Source organism: Candidatus Krumholzibacteriia bacterium (assembly GCA_029865265.1).
In the GTDB taxonomy this organism is placed as follows: Bacteria; Krumholzibacteriota; Krumholzibacteriia; order WVZY01; family JAKEHA01; genus JAKEHA01.
This window is the reverse complement of the sequence record JAOUHG010000045.1, coordinates 1-17983: the sequence shown is the minus strand read 5'-3', so window position 1 is coordinate 17983 and position 17983 is coordinate 1. Positions and strand designations below refer to the sequence as shown.

Below are 17983 nucleotides of genomic sequence, written 5' to 3'. Positions count from 1 at the left end.
CCCTGCGAGGGCTGCACTACCAGATTACTCCGCACGCCGAAACCAAACTGGTGCGGTGCACACGCGGGGCCATCTACGACGTGATCGTCGATCTGCGCCCCGCCTCTGCCACCTTCCTGCGCTGGTTCGGTGTGGAGCTGACGGCGGACAACGGGCGCATGCTGCACATACCGAAGGGTTTCGCCCACGGGTTCCAGACCCTGGAGGCGAACGCGGAGATCTTCTACCAGATGACCGTGTACTACGAACCCGCCGCGGCGCGGGGAATCCGCTGGAACGACCCGCTGCTGGGCGTCCGCTGGCCGCTCGAGGTCACGGTGCTCTCGGAGAAGGACCGCGGCTACGCGGATTCCAACCAGGATCGCTTCCGGCAGGAGTTTCCGGGGTAGGGCATGAGCCAGCACGACCGCAATACAACCGGCGCGAGCGTCGGCGACGTTCTCTCCGCCTTCGACGCCGGCGGGCAGGGACGTTTCATGCACGAGCTCATGGCGCGCCTGTACCCCATTTGCCGCAGTATCACCGGCGATGGTTTTCGGCAGACAATGGCGGTGCTGGGCGAGCACATTCCCCTGGGGGTGGAAGAGGTGCCCAGCGGCACCCGCGTGTTCGACTGGACGGTGCCGAAGGAATGGAACATCCGCGACGCCTACGTACGCAACGCGCGCGGGGAGAAGGTGATCGATTTCAAGGCGCACTCCCTGCACGTGCTCAACTACAGCGTTCCGGTCCACGCCACCATGAGCCTTGCCGATCTGCAACCGCACCTGTACTCTCTGCCCGACAACCCGGATGTCATTCCGTATCGGACGTCGTACTACAGCGAGCGCTGGGGTTTCTGCCTGCCGCACCGCCTGCGCGAGCAGCTGCCCGACGGGGAATACGAGGTGGTGGTGGATGCCACGCTGCAGGACGGACATCTCACCTACGGGGAGTTGCTGCTACCCGGGGAGGAGGAGGCCGAGGTCCTCATCTCCGCGCACGCCTGTCACCCGTCGCTGTGCAACGACAACCTGTCCGGTGTCGTGCTGGCGACGGCGCTGGCCGGCCTGCTGGGCGACGTGCGCCGGCGCTACGCGTACCGGTTCCTGTTCATCCCCGGCGCAATCGGATCCATCGCCTGGCTGGCCAGGAACGAAGCCTCGGCGGGGCGCATCCGGCACGGCCTGGTGGCCGCCTGTGTGGGGGACACGGGAAACATGACCTACAAGCGGTCGCGGCGCGGTGACGCCGAGATCGACCGCGCGGTGATCCACGTGCTGGGCGCAGCGGGGGAGCCGTTCCGGGTGAAGGAGTTCTCGCCCTACGGCTACGACGAGCGCCAGTACTGTTCACCGGGGTTCAACCTTGCCGTGGGCTCGTTGACGCGCACACCGCACGGCGAGTTCCCGGAGTATCACACCTCGGCGGACGACCTGGCATTCGTGAAGCCCGGACGGCTGGCGGACTCATTGCGCCGCTACCTGGAGGTGCTACGGGTGCTCGAGGGGAACCGGACATACGTCAACACCAACCCGAAATGCGAACCGCAGCTGGGCAAACGCGGTCTGTACTCGAGCCTGGGCGGGAACGTACATGCCCAGGAAACCGAAATGGCCCTGCTGTGGATTCTCAACCTGTCGGACGGGAACCACTCGCTGCTGGATATCGCGGAGCGCTCGGGTCTGAGCTTTGCGGCCTGCGAGTCGGGCGCCGGGTTGCTTGCGGAACACGGCCTGCTGGCGCCGGCAAACAAGGGAGACTAGCGGTATGAAAGTCGTTCTGTTCTGTGGCGGACTTGGTATGCGTATCCGGGAGTACTCGGAGGAGATTCCCAAGCCCATGGTGCCCATCGGCTACCGGCCCATCGTGTGGCACGTCATGAAGTACTACGCGCACTGGGGACACAAGGAGTTCATCCTCTGCCTCGGGTACAAGGCGGACGTGATCAAGAATTACTTCTTGAACTACGACGAGTGCCTGTCGAACGACTTCACCATGTCGGGTTCCCGCGTGAGTCTTGCGAACAGCGACATCGACGACTGGAAGATCACCTTCGTCGACACCGGCCACGACACCAACATCGGGGGCAGGCTGCGCGCCGTGCGCGACTACCTCGATGGCGACGAGATGTTCCTGGCCAACTACAGCGACAACCTCACCGACGTACCGCTCGACCAGATGGTGGCGGAGGCGGAGCAGAGCCAGCGCGTAGCCACCTTCCTGTGCGTGCGCCCCAGCCAGAGCTTCCACCTGGTGTCGCTGGACAAGAACCAGGCGGTGAGCGGCATCGACCACGTGACCCACACCGACATCCGCATCAACGGCGGCTACTTCGTGCTGCGCAACGGGATCTTCGACCACATGAATCCCGGCGAGGAACTGGTGGAGGAACCGTTCCAGCGCCTGATTACCGCCCGGCAGCTGGGTGCATACCGCTACGACGGCTTCTTCGTGTGCATGGATACCTTCAAGGAGCGGCAGATGCTCGACGACCTGTACACGCGGGGCGAGGCCCCCTGGGAGCTATGGAAGAAAAAGAGGAATCCGTGAAGACGCTGTCCCTGAAGGGTGTCGGTTGCGTGCTCTGCCTGGGTGCGCACAGCGACGATATCGAGATCGGTTGCGGCGGTACGATCTTGCGCCTGGCGGAGGAGAATCCGGGCCTGGTGGTGCACTGGGTGGTCTTCAGTGCCCGCGCCGACCGCGCGCGCGAGGCCGAGGCCTCCGCGGCCCGCTTCCTGGCGGGCGCGGGCAGCCGCGGGGTCGAGCTGCATCAGTTCCGCGACGGTTTTTTCCCCTCGGAGTTGGCGAAGATCAAGACGTACTATGAGGAACTCAAGAAGCGTATCCAGCCGGACGTGATCTTCACGCACTGCCGGGACGATCTCCACCAGGACCACCGCGTGGTAAACGAACTCACCTGGAACACATTCCGGGACCACGCCATCCTGGAGTACGAGATACCCAAGTGGGACGGCGACCTGGGGCGCCCCAACGTCTACGTGCCGCTGGAAGCGAAACACGCAGCGGCCAAGGTGGGTATTCTCATGGCGTGCTTCGGCACCCAGGCCGGCAAGCAATGGTTCGACGAGGAGACGTTTTCCGCCCTCATGCGCCTGCGCGGTCTCGAGTGCAACGCCACCGCGCGCCGGGCCGAGGCATTCTACGGTAGAAAGGTAGTGCTATGACCACGGCGACGCGACCCCTTGTCATCGAATGGCTGCTGGAGTTCAAGCGCTTCCGCGAGCTGTTCTTCTTTCTGATCTGGCGCGACGTCAAGATCCGCTACAAGCAGACGCTGCTGGGCGCTTCGTGGGCCATCATCCAGCCTTTCTTCATGATGGTGGTCTTCACCATCATGTTCGGGCGCGTCGCCAAGATCGACAGCGAGGGGGTCCCGTACCAGGTGTTCAGCTACTCGGTGCTGGTGCCGTGGACGTACTTCCAGTACGCGGTGACCCAGTCCGGCAACAGCCTGGTCACCAACGCCAAGCTGATCAGCAAGGTCTTCTTTCCGCGTGCCATCATCCCCGCCTCGTCGGCCCTGAGCGGCATCGTGGACTTCTTCATCGCCTCGGCGGTGCTGGTGGGCGTCATGCTCTACTACCACATGCCGCTTTCCCCCAGCCTGCTGCTGTGGCCGCTGTTCCTGCTGCCGCTGGTGATGCTCGCGCTCTCGATCGGCATGATCTTCTCGTCCCTGAACGTGAAGTACCGCGACATCAAGTACACCATTCCGTTCTTCGTGCAGGCGATGCTGTTCCTCTCGCCGGTCATATACGGCACCTCGGCACTGCCGCCCCGCTACCAGGCCATCCTGCGCTTCAACCCGATGGTGGGAATCCTGGATGCGTTCCGCGCGGCGGCGCTGCCCACCCGTTCCATCGACTGGCCCACGCTGGGCATCGCCTGCGCGGTGACCACGGTGCTGTTCGTGCTGGCGAGTGTCTATTTTTACCGGACCGAACGATCGTTCGCGGACCTGATCTAGCCGGGAGTACCCATGCAAGAAGCGATTCGTGTAGAAGGCATCACCAAGCAGTATCAACTGGGGGCATTGCGCCACGAGACCATGCTTCGCGAGGTGCTCGTGAACATGTTCCGGCGCGGGCCCAGAGCACCGCGCGAAACGATACTCGCGCTCAATGACCTCTCGTTCCACGTCGACGAGGGGGAGGTGGTGGGACTCATCGGCCGCAACGGCGCGGGCAAGAGCACCCTGCTAAAGGTGCTGTCCAAGATCACCTACCCGACCAGCGGGCGCATCCGCGTTCGCGGCCGCGTGGCCTCGCTCATCGAGGTGGGCACGGGGTTCCACGACGAGTTGACCGGGCGTGAGAACATCTACCTCAACGGATCCATCCTGGGCATGCGCAAGCGCGAGATCGATGCGCGCCTGGATCAGATTATCGCCTTCGCGGGGGTGGATCAGTTCGTGGACACGCCCATCAAGCGCTACTCGTCGGGCATGCGCCTGCGCCTCGGCTTCGCGGTGGCCGCGCACATGGAACCCGACGTGCTCTTCGTGGACGAGGTGCTGGCGGTGGGCGACGCCGAGTTCCAGAAGAAGTGCCTCAGCGCCATGGACGACATGCGCACCGGGGGCCGCACCGTGATCTTCGTCTCGCACAACATGGCCGCCATTGAGAACCTGTGCCCACGCACCATCTGGATCGACGCCGGCAAGATGCGCATGGACGGCCCCTCGGACAAGGTCATCGCCGCCTACCTGGCAACCTTCTCGGAGTCACAGCGCGCCGGCTACGACCTCGCCAACGTCGAGGGCCGGGGCGGAAACGGCGCCGCGCGCTTTACCCGCGTGGATTTCATGGACATGGACGGGAATCCGGCCGCGCTGTTTCGCTGCGGGGAACCGCTGCGCGCGCGCTTCCACTACAAGGCCAAGGAGCGCATCCGCGACCCCAAGTTCGGTATGGTGGTGTACTCGGACATGGGAACGAAGGTCTTCACCGCCAGCACGTGGCACGCGGGCTACTTCATCCCGGTCCTCGATGTGGGAGAGGGGTACATCGACCTGCTCATCGACGACCTCTTTCTGCAGCCCAACCGCTACTACCTGTCGCTGTGGATCCGCAGCACCGGGGTGTTCTTCGATCACCTCGAGCACTGCCTGGCCATCGACGTCGAAGCGTCGAACGTGGGGAACAACCAGGGGAAAGGTGTGCACGCGAAGTGGGGGCTGACCTACATGGCGTCCCGGTGGGACCTCTCGACGGGCGGCGCGACGAGCGACGCCTCGATGCCCCAGGACGCAGGCCTGTGATGGCGCCGCTGCGGACCAGGCCCCTGCTGTGACCCGGGCCGGGCTCGGCGCGGTCGTCGCGGGAGCCATGATGACGGAGATGAGCCCGTGAAACTCCTCACCTACGTACCGCGCCGCCGCATGCTCCCCGGGGTGCTGGTGGTGGCCACCGCGGGCGCCGTGCTCGCGCGCCTGCTGCCCTGGTGGGCGTTCATCCCCGGTGTCGCCATTCTGGTGCTGGTGTACGTGGCCATCGAGTCCATCGCGGTTCGCAACCGCTACCAGGCCGTCCTCGACGGCATCCGCAAGATCCACGGCGAGGCCATCGGAGAACTGAGCAACATCCGCCCCGGCGAGGTGGACGAGTCGGTGTACAAGGCGCTCAAGGAGGTCGCCACCGAACTCGAGCGCAAGAACTTCCAGCTGGTCGAAAAGAACATCCAACTGCTGAGCATAAAGGAGATCGGGCTGACCCTGGTGTCGTCGCTGGACGAGTCCAAGGTGGTCGACGCGGTCATCAACTTCCTCTCCAAGGGCCTCGGATACCGCGAGCTGTTCGTGGGCATCTTCGATCCCGACGGCGACGCACTCAACTTCTACGTGTTCCGCGATACGCCCGAGGGTCACGCGCATTCCCAGCACCGCATTCCCCTGACCCAGCTGGACGGGCTGATGGGCAAGGCGGTGCAGATGCACCAGTCCGTCCTGATCCGCGACCCGGAGATGCATCGCATCGGTACCCTGGACGGCGCCACGCTTTTCGAGGACAGCACCATGAGCTGTTACATCGTGGTGCCGCTGGTGAAGAGCGGCGCCACCCAGGGCTGCGAGGGTCGCGAGGACTGCATCCTGCGCATGACCCAGGTCAAACGCGAGAGTTCGTCCATCGAACACGGCTATCGCTGTCCGGGGTGCGAACGCATCCCCGTGCTGGGCGTGGTGGGTGTAACCGACGGCTTCAAGGCGGCGACCCTGAGCCGCGTGGACCTCGTCTCGGTGGAGACGCTGGCCGTCCAGCTGGGCACCATGCTGGAGAACAACCGCCTGTTCGCCGAACTGCAGCAGGAGGAGAGCTTCCGCGACAACGTGATCAACAGCATGATGAACAGCCTGATCACGGTCGACGAATCGGGCACCGTGCTCTTCGCCAACCATCTCGCAGAAGAGGTCAGCGGGTACTCGCTGGCCGAACTGCGCAGCCTGCACGTGGAGCGCCTCATTCTGGACAGCCCCGTGGGCACGGGGGAGAACCCGGTGATGCGCACCATGCGCACCGGCCGGCGCGCCTTCCAGCAGGAGGCATGGCTGCTCAAGAAGGACGGCGCCAAGGATCCCATCATCCTCAACACCACGCTGCTACTCGACGAGAAGAAGCAGCCGCAGGGTGCGCTGGCGGTGTTCACCGACATCGCGCGCCAGAAGCGCCTCGAGGAACAGGTGGCGCACCTGGACAAGCTGGCCGCGCTGGGGCGCTTCTCATCCAGTATCGCCCACGAGATTCGCAACCCGCTCACCGGCATCGCCGCGGGTATCCAGTACCTGCAGCGGGCGGGCGAGGTGGCGGACACCCAGCGCGAGAATATCGAGTTCATCCTGCAGGAGGTCCGGCGTATCGACCGGCTCATCGGGGACCTCATGAGCGTGGTGCGGGTGAGCGACCTCATCTACGGCCCGACCACCCTGGAGGATCTGGTTCGCACCTGCCTCGCCGGGATGTCCGACCTCGCCGGCCGCAAGGCCATCTCGCTGGCTACCGAGTTTCCCCCCACGCCGCGGAGGGTCATGGTGGACTCGGATCGCATCATCCAGGTGCTGATCAACGTGGTCAAGAACGCCATCGAGGCCAGTCAGCCCAACGACACGGTAACGGTCTCGATTTCCTTCGCGCATGAGGCGCCCGACGTTCTGTTTGACGCAGTGGGTGATTTTGCTATCATCCGGGTGCGCGACAACGGGCTGGGCCTGACGGAGGACGACAAGCTGCGCGTGTTCGAGCCCTTCTTTACCAAGAAGAGCGGCGGCACCGGGTTGGGGCTCTACGTCACCCACAGCATCATCGAGCGTCACGGCGGCTACATCTACGTCGACAGCGAGTACGGCGTCGGCACGACGTTCTCGATCTATCTACCCGTAAAGCAGGTGCACCATGGAGACTCCCGTGAAGTCGGTCATCCTCTTGGTGGATGACCAGGACACGATCCGGTTCTTTCTCGAAAAAACGCTGAAGCAGGAAGGGTACGAGGCCGTGACGGCCCGCACCGGTGCGGAGGCCATCGAGAAGGCCCGTGCGGTGGTGCCCGACCTGGTCCTGCTCGACCTCAAGCTGCCGGACATGGACGGCCTGGAGGTGCTGCGCAAGATCAAGGAGATTTTCCCCGAGATCGGGGTGGTGATGATCACCGCCTTCGGTGATATCGAGACCGCCGTCAACGCCATGAAGAACGGAGCCTACGACTTCGTCAGCAAGCCCATCAACCTCGACCAGCTGCTCATGGTGATCAAGAAGGGGCTGGAGAGCGAGCGCCTCAACCGCGAGGTCCTGCAGCTCAAGCGCAAGATGGACCCCGAGGTCGGCTTCGACTACATCCTCGGCGACAGCGCGGGCATGAAGCGCGTCTACGAAATCGTGCAACAGGTGGCCAAGAGCGACACCACCACCGTGCTCATCGAAGGGGAGAGCGGTGTGGGCAAGGAGATGATCGCGCGTCTCATCCACCGCTACTCCAATCGCGCCGGCAAGCCCTTCATGGACATCAACTGCGCCAGTCTCCCGGAAACCCTGCTGGAGAGCGAGTTGTTCGGCTACGAGAAGGGTGCCTTCACCGACGCCAAGGGGCAAAAGCAGGGCCTGCTGGAACTCGCCAACCGCGGTTCGCTGTTCCTCGACGAAATCGGCGAGATGAGCCTGACCATCCAGGTCAAGCTGTTGCGGGTGCTGGAGCGCATGGAGTTCCGGCGCCTGGGGGGCACGCAGGACATCAACGTGAGTGTTCGCGTGATCTCCGCCACCAATCGTGACCTGCAGAAGGAGGTCGACGAGCAGCGTTTCCGCGCCGACCTCTTTTACCGGTTGAAGGTGGTCCCGCTGTACATTCCGCCGCTGCGCGAGCGGCGCGAAGACCTGCTCAAGTTTGCCAACTACTTCATCAACATGTTCAATACGAAGTTCAACAAGAACTTCACCGAGATCGCGGACGAGGCGCGCCAGCTCCTGCTCACCTACCCGTGGCCGGGGAACATCCGTGAGCTGAAGAACGTCATCGAGCGGGTGGTGCTGCTGGAGAACGGCCCGGTGCTGCGCCGCGAGATGCTGCCCTTTGCCGCGCAACGGGCCGAAGAGGGAACCCTGGGCCGCCGCCTGGATGCCATTCTGGCCGCACCCATTCCCGAGGATGGCATCGACTTCGAATCCGTGGTGAGCGATCTCGAGCGCGCCCTCATCCTGAAGGCGTCGGAGGAATCCGGCTGGAACCAGAGCCGCACCGCCCGTCTGCTCAACGTCAAGCGTGACAAGCTCCGCTACCGCATGAAGAGCTTCAACATCGGGGACGAGAGTGAACTTTCCACGCCCAGCTGAGTCCGGCGCGGCGGCTCTGTGCGTGCTGCTCGCACTTGGGTCCTGGGGATGCGGCTACAGCACCACTTCCCGCACCGCGAAGGACATCAAAAGCATCCATGTCCCGTTCTTCGAGAACAAGACCGCCCAGCCCAACCTGGAGCTGTCGGTCACAGACCGGATCATCGACTTTCTGGTGCGCGACAACACGCTCAAGGTGGTGTCCGAAGACGCGGCCGACGCCATCCTCGACGGGCAGATCACCGAGTTCGCCAACCGGCCCTTCTCGTTCAACCAGGATCTCAACGCAGAAGAGTATATCGTTGTCATTAAAGTAGTTGTATCACTATTTAATCGCAAGACCAACGAGCCCATCTGGCAGAACCGGTCCATCGAGGGCAACGGGTCGTACTTCGTCGAGCAGGTCGAGAGCGGGCGCACCTTCGACGACGCGGTCGAGGAGAGCCTGCAGGAGATCACCAACCAGATCCTCAACCTGACCGTGCAGGACTGGTAATCCATGGCACCACGGCTCCAGGGCTACAAGAAACTCTTCGAGGATGTGCGCCAGGGGCGCCTCAAGCCGGTGTATTTCCTGCACGGCCCCGAGGAGTTCATGAAGAAGGAGTTCGTCCGCGAACTCCTGCAGGCGGCGCTGCCCGGGGGCGACCGCACCTTCAACCTCGACATCGTCTACGGCGACGAGTTCGACCCCCAGGCCTTCGACGACCGGGTGCAGTCGTTTCCGCTCTTCTCCTCGCGCCGGGTGCTCATCCTGAAGAACTTCGAGGCGCTCTCCACCGCCAACCGCGAGCGCGTGATCGACCGTGTGGAGCGTGTGCCGGATTCGCTCACCCTGGTGATTGAGTCGTCCAGCGCAAAGCTGGAAACGCAGGCCCACAAGCGCCTCGGCGCGGTGGCCGGAGCGCGCGGCGTCGCCTTCGCATTCGACACGCTCGACGAGAACGAGACCCTGGAGCGGGTACTGGCGCGCTTCCGCCGCGAGAAGGTGCAGGTGGACGCGGATGCGCTGGACCTCTTGATCGAGTCGGTGGGCACCCAGCTGATCGACATCGCCAACGAGGTGGACAAGATCCTGCTCTCGGTGCCCGCGGACGGGCGGGTGACGCGCGACACGGTGGCATCCGTGGTGGGGCGCTACCGCACCGACAGCCTCTTCTCGGTTCTCGACGCGGTGGGGGCCACCGCGCCCGCGACGCTCGTCCCGCGCGTGGCAACCCTGCTGGAGGCGGGCGAGGAGCCGGTGTTCGTGGTGGCGATGATGCTGCGGCGCGTGGTTTCCCTGCTGGAGGTGCAGACACTGCTTGGGGAGCGGGGGCGCGCGGTATCCAGCGATCGCGTCCTGGCCGCCGAACTGGGGGCCACCAACAGCCCCTTCTACGCCGGCAAGCTGCGCGAACAGGCCGTACGCGTCCCGCGGGAGCGGCTCGACGCGCTGCTCGCGAACCTGCGCTGGGCCGACACCCGTCTCAAGTCCACGTCGCTCCCCGGAAGGGTGCTCATCGAGGAGGCGCTGATCGCCGCCCACGTGGGGAAAACCCTTGCCACGCCGTCGCTTTCCCCGTAGATTGGGCGCCTGAAACAGCCACCGGGACAGCGCCCGCGGCCGTGGGGAGGACGCCGACGGTTCCATTCCCCGACCCGGACCACGCGGTTGGCGCAAGGACACCTCCCATGGATCGCGAGATACGCATCAACGCCCGCGGCCTCTCCAAACCGGGCCCCCGTCTCATGGTGGCGTCCGCCCTCGAAAAGGGCCGCCCCTTGCTCATGCGTGTGGTGGTGAGTGGCCGCGAGGCGGCCGAGGACGTGGGCGCGTTCCTCCAGTCGGCCGGCGCCGTCACTGAAATCGACGCGGTCGGCGATGAGATCCACGTCCTGGCCCGATTCCCGGACCGCTGAATCGCCGCAGGTATCCTCGAAACCGGAAAGCACCCAGCATGGCCAGGTATCCGCACGCGGAGATCGAAGCAAAGTGGCAGGCGCGGTGGGCCCGCGACGGCCTGATGCAATGTGATCTCTCCAGTACCAGCCGTAAGTTCTACTGTTTAATGATGTTCCCGTACCCGTCGGGTGAGCTGCACGTGGGGCACGGGCGCAACTACGTCATCGGCGACTCGCTGGCGCGCTTCAAGAAGATGGAGGGCCACGAGGTGCTGGCGCCCATGGGATGGGATGCCTTCGGGCTGCCGGCCGAGAACGCCGCCATCCAGCGCGACATTCACCCCGCCACGTGGACGCGGGACAACATCGCGCGCATGAAGCAGCAGTTCTACCGCTGGGGCGTGGTGTACGACTGGACGCGCGAGGTGACCTCGTGCGAGCCGGGCTACTACCGCTGGACGCAGTGGCTGTTTCTGCAGTTGTACGATGCGGGGCTCGCGTACCGCCAGGCTGCCTCGGTGAACTGGTGTCCCCGGGACCGCACCGTGCTGGCCAATGAGCAGGTGGTGGACGGTGCCTGCGAGCGCTGCGGCACGCCCATTGAGGAACGCCACCTGGAGCAGTGGTTCTTCCGTATCACCGCCTTCGCCGACCGGCTGCTCGACGACCTGCAGACCCTGGCCGACTGGCCGGAGCGCGTGGTCACCATGCAGCGCAACTGGATCGACAGGAGCCAGGGGCTCGAACTCGAGTTCGAGATCGCGCGCAGCGGCCGGCGCATCCGCTGTTTCACCACGCGCCCCGACACGGTGTTCGGCGCCACCTTCCTGGTCCTGTCTCCGGAACACCCCGAAGTGGAGAATCTCATCGCCGGATCGCCCCGCGAGGGTGAATTCCGCGAAGCGATCGCGCGCTTCACGGTGGAACGCTTGAGTGGCAAGGGGCGCACCGAACCCAGCCGCGAAGGTGTGTTCCTGGACGCCTACGCCATCAACCAATTCAGCGGCGAGAAGATACCCATCTACATCGCCCCATACGTGCTCATGGAGTACGGGACCGGCGCCATCATGGCCGTGCCGGCGCACGACCAGCGCGACTTCGAATTCGCCACCCGCTACGGGTTGCCCATCCGCGAGGTCATCCGTCCGCGCGAGGGCGAGACGGACTTTCCGCGCGCATCCTATTCCGGCCACGGGATCCTGGTGAACAGTGGCGAGTACGACGGCCTCGGGCACGAGGAGGCGTTCCAACGCATCGCCGAGCGTGCCGAGAAGGAGGGAAGCGGCAAGCGGCGGGTCAACTACCGCCTGCGCGACTGGCTCATCTCCCGCCAGCGCTACTGGGGTGCCCCCATCCCCATGATCCACTGCCCGGCGTGCGGGATCGTGCCCGTGCCCGAGAAGGATCTGCCGGTGCTGCTGCCCGAAGACGTCGAATTCAGGCCGCGCGGCGACGGCAAGAGCCCGCTGGCGGCCAGCGATTCGTTTCGCAGGACGGCCTGTCCGCGCTGCGGCGGCGACGCCGAGCGCGACACCGACACCATGGACACCTTCGTCGACTCGAGCTGGTACTTCCTGCGCTACCTCGGCCCGCACGACGAGACGCGGGCGTTTCCGCGCGAACTGTGCGACGCGTGGCTGCCGGTGGACCAGTACATCGGCGGTGTCGAGCACGCCATCCTGCACCTGCTGTACGCGCGCTTCATAACGAAATTTCTGCACTCGCGCGGGCTCATAGCCTTCGACGAGCCCTTCGCGCGCCTCTTCACCCAGGGGATGGTGTGCAAGAACGGCCTCAAGATGTCCAAGAGCAAAGGCAACGTGGTGCCGCCCGACACGATCATCGATCCCATGGGTGCCGACACCATGCGCCTGTACATTCTGTTCTGTGGACCACCCGAGCGCGACATCGAGTGGAGCGACGAGGCGGTGGAAGGCTGCTACCGTTTTCTTAATCGTGTGTGGCGTGTTTACGAAACAAACGAGAAGGTGCTGGCGACACCCGCCGCCGGCACGCTGGACGCCGCGCGCCTGACCGACCCCGAACGCGACCTGCTGCGCAAGACCCACCAGGCCATCGGGCGCGTACTGGGCGACGTGAGCGACCATTTCCGCTTCAACACCGCGATCAGCGCGCTCATGGAGCTGTGCAACGCCATCTACGCATTCCTCGACAGCGACGAGACCGGCCGCGGCCCGCAGGCGGACGCGGTGCTGCGCGCCTCCTACGACGCGCTGGTACGCCTGCTGGCACCCATGACGCCGCATATCTGCGAGGAACTGTGGGAGCGCACCGGACACACCGGCAGCGTGTTCGACATGCCCATGCCCGAGGCCGACCCCGCGTATGCCCGCGAAGACACATTCGACCTGGTCATCCAGGTGAACAGCAAGATCCGCGCGCGCGAGCCCGTACCGACCGGCACCGACGCCGAGCGCATGAAAGCCATCGCGCTGGCGAATCCGCGTATCCGCGAGATCATCGGGGACGCCACGCCCAGACGCGTGGTCGTCATCCAGAACCGCCTCGTCAACATCGTCCTCTAGGCCGGGCCGGACCGGGGAAGCGGCGCATGGCGAAAGCCCCTGGCGGGTTCGCTTTCTTGCACTGGTTAACATAATATATCTTATGCGCCATAACGTGAACGCTGCCACCGCGGCCTGGCGGTCCCGCCGGGCGGTCTTCCCCCGGCGCGCAACGGAATGCATGGGTGGACGGTGCCGGCGCGGGGCCGGACTCAACTCACAACGGCGGGATCTTCTCGCGGTATGGACCGAAGAACGGCATCTCCCACAACTCGCCGAACAGCGCCTTCACGAATCCCGTCACCGACAGGAACAGCGCGGTCAGGTACACGAAGACCTGCGCGATGACCACCAGGATCAACCCCAGCAGCGGGAGCCGGCCCACGGTGCGGTCGACGACGACGATGGCCAGGAAGGCCACGCATTCGGAGAGAAACAGAAGGAACGCCTGCCGCGCGTGGAACCGCACGAAGTGGCTGTCGCGGGCCTTCCACAGGGCAAGGAAACAGAGGAAGAAGAGGTAACCCAGCGCCGCGTACCAGCGCTCGTGGTCCGTAGGCGAGGCGCGCTCACCCTCCGGAACGGTTGTGGCTGCGACTAACACGTCAGAACCCGCCCCCACGGGACACAGGAATTCTACTCCAGGGCCGTGACGGCGTAGCGGGCGCGATCCCGCAACGAGCCGGTGGCGCCGTCCGCAGCGATCCGGTAGTACGTGAGCGCCTCTTTCGTGTCGCCGGCCCGCTCGTAGCAGTAACCGGCGCGGTATGCGGCGTCGTGGTAGCGCGGGTCATCCTTGCCCAGCGCGTTCACGGCCTCCGCCGCCGCTCTGGCCGCATCCGGCCACTGTTCGGCACCCTCATACGCCAGCGCCCGGCCCACGGCCGCGGACGCGGCGAATACCGGGTAATCGTCCTTGCGTGCGAGGTACGCCTCGTAATCGGCTGCCGCACGGGTGAAGTTCCCCATGCCCAGTTCGCACTCGGCCTTGAAGAAGCGCGCGGCAACGGCGTACTCGCCGCCCTGGCGCTGGTAGATCTGTTCGAAGCTCGTGCGCGCTGCGTTCAGGTCGCCCTGCTGCATCAGCATCATGGCCGAACCCATCATGCGTTCGGCCTCGCGCGCGTTGTTCTCGCGGCTGTTGGCCACGAACACCAGCACCGCAACCGCCGCTACCAGCGCGACGATCCCGATGATGACTTGATTGAAATGCTCCTGTGCCCATTCGCTTGCGCGAACCGCCGTGGTGACCAGCTGGTCTTCCTTGATGTTCTTCCGGGCTCGTTTGGCCGTCGCCGTCATGTGGACCTACACTCCTCGCAAAGGACAACCGTAATTCGTTTAGAATTGCGAGAGTAGCACAGCCGTTGCGGCGCCGCAAGGGCTTCCTCCACGCCCGCCACCGCGGGTTTTCCGCATGCGGACGCCACCGCGCGTCCGACCCGGCCGCCTTTCCGGTTGACAGCACCGCGCGGCGTCGCCACGCTCACGCCCGAACCGTGGAGGAACGAGCGAATGAAGACGCTCCAGACGGCGCGGCCGGCGTTCCCCGGGGACCGGGCGGCCCAATTATTCCGACCCCTGTTGCTCGTGTTCGTGCTCGCCATCGTCGTGCTCGAGTTTCCCGGCGCGCGCGAGCGGCTCGAGTCGCCCTACTCCGGCATTCGCACGCAGAATCTGGTGGTTCAGAGCGTCGAGGCGGACGGGCCCAACGTCGCCAGCGGTATCGTCGCCGGTGACGAGATCGTCGCCATCGACGGCCACCGCCTGCGCAACCGCCTCCACCTCCAGCACCTCGTTGCCTCCAACCACGACTTCCGGCCGCAGCAGTACGAACTGCGCCGCGGGGATGAAATCCTGCGGGCGACCCTGCAGTACACCGTGGTGCCCCGCCGCACACTCATGGACAGCGCGGCGCTGCTGGTGGTTGCACTGCTCTTCCTGGGCGTCGGGCTGTGGGTGTACCTGCGGCGCGCCGACGCCGTGGCCACACTCTTCGCAATCAACTGCACGCTGCTGGCCGTGTTCCTGACCGACCGACCCTCGACGCAGAATCCGTTCTGGCAGCTCGGTGGCGAACTCATCTCCGACGCCCTGATCCTGCTCTTCCCCGCCACCCTGCTCCACTTCTTCCTGCGTTTTCCCGAGCGCGCCGCGCGCGAGGGAAAGCGACGCACGCCGTGGCTGTATCTCGCGCCCGCCATCATCTTCGCGTCCAGCGCGGTGGTGGCCACGCGCCATTTCCAGTTCATGCCCACGCCCGCTTCAGCATCCTCCCTGGTGCTGGCGGCATCCACGCTGTACTTCGTGGCGTACGTGCTCGCGTCGCTGGTTGTGTTCGTGCGCGCCTACCGCACCTCACCGCGCGCGCAGAAGGCCAAACTGCGCGTGGTCATCGCCGGAACACTGGCCGGGATACTTCCCTTCCTCGCCACCACGCTGCGCGCAACCATCTGGCCCGAGCACACGACGGTGCGCGTCGCGCTGCTGCTGGGGTTCGTGCCGCTGTCCTTCGGTTACGCCATCCTCAAGCACGGCGCCATCGAACTCAACGCGGTGGTGCGCAAGAGCCTCGTCTACGCGGTTCTCACCGGAATCCTGGTGGCGGGTTATTACATCATCGTGCAGTCGCTGGGCACGTATCTCTCGCGCGAGTTCGGCGTGAGCGAGTACGCCTGGCTGCCCTTCGCGGTGTTCGCGCTGGCGGTGGCCTTCGCGCCCGTGCGCGAGCGCGTGCAGGGCGCGGTCGATCGTCTCTTCTACCGCACCGACTACATCTACCGCCAGGAGGTGGTCGACTTTGGTCGCTCGCTGGCCCGCACGCTCTCGCGCGACGAGATCCTCGACCAGTTCCTGCGCCGTGTCGACACCCTGCTGCACCCGTCCTTCGCGGTGGTCTACCTGCGCGACGGCAGCAGAGAACTGGCGCGCGCGCGAACCGACGGCCCCGCGCCCGACACACCGGAGACGTTTGCCGCGGACGCGTTCCTGGGACGCTACCTCACCCGTTTCCGCACGCCGCTGCCCGTCGAGTACCTCGACCCTTCGTGGGAGCGCCCGCGGCTCGACGCCGAATCGCGCGCGCTGCTCTCCGTGCCGGGCCTGGCGGTGTGCGTTCCCATTGCCGCGCCGGACCGCCTGATCGGCATGCTACTGCTGGGCCAGCGGCGCTCCGGGCTGGTGTACCGGCGCGCCGACAACGAACTGCTGGAGACCTTCGCCGACCAGGTGGGCCTGGTGATGGAAAACGCGGACCTCATCCAGTCCTCGATCGAGCAGGAGCGCCTGAAGAGCGAGGTCATGCTGGCGCGCGACATCCAGCAGGCATTGCTCCCCGAGACTCCGCCGCGCATGCGCGACATCGAGATCCGCGGGCGCATGGTGAGTTCCACCGAGGTCGGCGGCGATTACTTCGATTACTTCGCCCTCGACGGTGAACGCGTGGTGGTGGCCATTGGTGACGTGAGCGGCAAGGGTGTTCCCGCCGCCATGCTGATGGCTTCCCTGCAGGCGGTGTTCAAGAACCGGGCGCTCAAGGGCGACCTGCCGCCCGGAGAGCTCAACCGGGAGCTCAACGACTTCCTCGTCGAGCACGCCAAGCCGGGCCAGTTCGCCACCTTCTTCTGCGGCATCCTGGACGTCCCCCGCGCCACCCTCACCTTCTCCAGTGCCGGCCAGTGCCCCGCCCTGCTGGCCACCGGCAGCTTCGTGGACCGGCTCGCCAACGGGGGCACCGTGCTCGGCGCGAGGCGCACCCAGGACTACGCGGAGGGCACGGTGGCCTTCCGGCCCGGGGACCTCCTGCTCCTCTATACCGACGGCATCATCGAGCAGCGCAGCCCGGGGGGCGATTTCTACGGCGAGGAGCGCCTGGTCGACTTCCTGCGGACGAATCGAAACCTGCCGCCCGCCGACCTGCAAAACGCCCTTCTGGACGACGTTCTGGCATTTGGCCAGGGCACCCAGGAGGACGACATCACCAGCGTAATTGTCCTTCGTAAAACCGCTTAGGGACTCGGACCTCCCGCCCCCTTCCCACGCTTCCCGTTTGGGGCACGGCTTATGCTCGACCCCCCTTGACGCGCCGCCAACCGGCGTCGCGCCGATGGGTTGAATCCGACGAACCTTCCCACAAGGGGGTGCCCGACATGCGGATAGAACTCGTCGACCTGCTCTGGTGGCTTAGAAGGCGATAACGCGTGCGGTGTTCCTGGATGCCCGCCAAGCGTGCGCGACACCTGGGAACACCGCTGCCACCTCCCTCCTCATGCTTAAAGTGTTGTATGAGCCTATCGGCATTTTATGACCGGCTGATGGGGTAAAATCTTCCTGTCCCCCCGTTGACAATCATACAGAAGCGAATATACTCCCCTATCACACGAGAGTACCTCCTCGCCTGCGCGTGGGCACAGCTCCTCATGCTAGTCGATAGCGAAGCGGTTGCCGCATGGGCCTCTGACGGGCTAACACGTGACACGGCAGTTCGGGGGCTACTCTCGTTCTTTTTTGCCCCCCTCGGCCTCCCGTGCTAGCCTCCCCCGGCCGATGCGATTCATCTCCGCATTCGTCCCCCTGTTCGTCCTCGCGGTGCTGGCCTTCCTGTTCGGCGTTGCTGTGGTGGACCGCGCTGCCAACCGGACCCGGGTCGCGCGCGGCGGTGTCCCCCCCACGACACTGCCGGTGGTCGATCTGCACAGCGACGCGCTCCTGTGGAACCGTCCCCTGCTGGAACGCTCCCGCCGCGGCCACGTG

16 protein-coding genes are annotated in these 17983 nt (G+C 65.2%); 14 read left to right on the top strand and 2 right to left on the bottom strand.

Annotated elements, in window-relative coordinates; genetic code table 11:
• The 12 genes from OEX18_14175 to leuS form a co-directional block, all read left to right on the top strand.
• Positions 1-389, top strand: a 389-nt coding sequence (locus OEX18_14175; GenBank protein ID MDH4338416.1) for a dTDP-4-dehydrorhamnose 3,5-epimerase family protein, incomplete at its 5' end; no start/stop codon positions are given.
• An 87-nt stretch (positions 390-476) separates the two neighbouring features.
• Entirely contained in the window at positions 477-1745 is a 1269-nt protein-coding gene (locus OEX18_14170) for a DUF4910 domain-containing protein (protein ID MDH4338415.1), read from the top strand.
• Between the two features lie 4 nt (positions 1746-1749).
• On the top strand, positions 1750-2532 hold the full coding sequence (locus OEX18_14165; protein ID MDH4338414.1) for a glucose-1-phosphate cytidylyltransferase: 783 nt from the start codon (positions 1750-1752) through the stop codon (positions 2530-2532).
• Positions 2529-3170 carry a PIG-L family deacetylase gene (locus tag OEX18_14160; protein ID MDH4338413.1) on the top strand — a complete coding sequence of 214 codons (642 nt, stop codon included), beginning with the start codon at positions 2529-2531 and terminating at the stop codon, positions 3168-3170. Before OEX18_14165 ends, OEX18_14160 begins: the two co-directional genes overlap by 4 nt.
• On the top strand, positions 3167-3973 hold the full coding sequence (locus OEX18_14155; protein MDH4338412.1) for an ABC transporter permease: 807 nt from the start codon (positions 3167-3169) through the stop codon (positions 3971-3973). The genes OEX18_14160 and OEX18_14155 overlap by 4 nt, the downstream gene beginning before the upstream one ends.
• 12 nt (positions 3974-3985) lie before the next feature.
• On the top strand, positions 3986-5266 hold the full coding sequence (locus OEX18_14150) for an ABC transporter ATP-binding protein (protein MDH4338411.1): 1281 nt from the start codon (positions 3986-3988) through the stop codon (positions 5264-5266).
• 87 nt (positions 5267-5353) lie between these two features.
• A complete protein-coding gene (locus tag OEX18_14145; GenBank protein ID MDH4338410.1) occupies positions 5354-7432 on the top strand; it encodes an ATP-binding protein in 2079 nt (692 codons plus the stop codon).
• The gene (locus tag OEX18_14140) at positions 7404-8822 is read left to right on the top strand and encodes a sigma-54 dependent transcriptional regulator (protein ID MDH4338409.1); all 1419 of its coding nucleotides are present in this window, start codon (positions 7404-7406) and stop codon (positions 8820-8822) included. Before OEX18_14145 ends, OEX18_14140 begins: the two co-directional genes overlap by 29 nt.
• 22 nt (positions 8823-8844) lie before the next feature.
• Positions 8845-9318 carry an LPS assembly lipoprotein LptE gene (gene lptE, locus OEX18_14135; GenBank protein ID MDH4338408.1) on the top strand — a complete coding sequence of 158 codons (474 nt, stop codon included), beginning with the start codon at positions 8845-8847 and terminating at the stop codon, positions 9316-9318.
• A 3-nt stretch (positions 9319-9321) separates the two neighbouring features.
• The gene (gene holA / locus OEX18_14130) at positions 9322-10389 is read left to right on the top strand and encodes a DNA polymerase III subunit delta (GenBank protein MDH4338407.1); all 1068 of its coding nucleotides are present in this window, start codon (positions 9322-9324) and stop codon (positions 10387-10389) included.
• Between the two features lie 107 nt (positions 10390-10496).
• Entirely contained in the window at positions 10497-10724 is a 228-nt protein-coding gene (locus OEX18_14125) for a hypothetical protein (protein MDH4338406.1), read from the top strand.
• A gap of 38 nt (positions 10725-10762) precedes the next feature.
• A complete protein-coding gene (leuS, locus tag OEX18_14120; GenBank protein ID MDH4338405.1) occupies positions 10763-13252 on the top strand; it encodes a leucine--tRNA ligase in 2490 nt (829 codons plus the stop codon).
• A 196-nt stretch (positions 13253-13448) separates the two neighbouring features.
• Here the strand turns inward: leuS and OEX18_14115 are convergent, their stop codons facing one another.
• Both OEX18_14115 and OEX18_14110 read right to left on the bottom strand, forming a co-directional pair.
• Complete coding sequence (locus OEX18_14115) at positions 13449-13835, bottom strand: hypothetical protein (GenBank protein ID MDH4338404.1); 387 nt, start codon at positions 13833-13835, stop codon at positions 13449-13451.
• 32 nt (positions 13836-13867) lie between these two features.
• Positions 13868-14533 carry a tetratricopeptide repeat protein gene (locus tag OEX18_14110; protein ID MDH4338403.1) on the bottom strand — a complete coding sequence of 222 codons (666 nt, stop codon included), beginning with the start codon at positions 14531-14533 and terminating at the stop codon, positions 13868-13870.
• Positions 14534-14746: 213 nt separating this feature from the next.
• Here OEX18_14110 and OEX18_14105 point away from each other — a divergent pair, with 213 nt between their 5' ends.
• Both OEX18_14105 and OEX18_14100 read left to right on the top strand, forming a co-directional pair.
• Positions 14747-17242, top strand: a complete 2496-nt coding sequence (locus OEX18_14105) for a SpoIIE family protein phosphatase (protein ID MDH4338402.1) — start codon at positions 14747-14749, stop codon at positions 17240-17242.
• 534 nt (positions 17243-17776) lie between these two features.
• On the top strand, positions 17777-17983 hold a 207-nt coding region (locus OEX18_14100), incomplete at its 3' end, for a peptidase M19 (GenBank protein ID MDH4338401.1).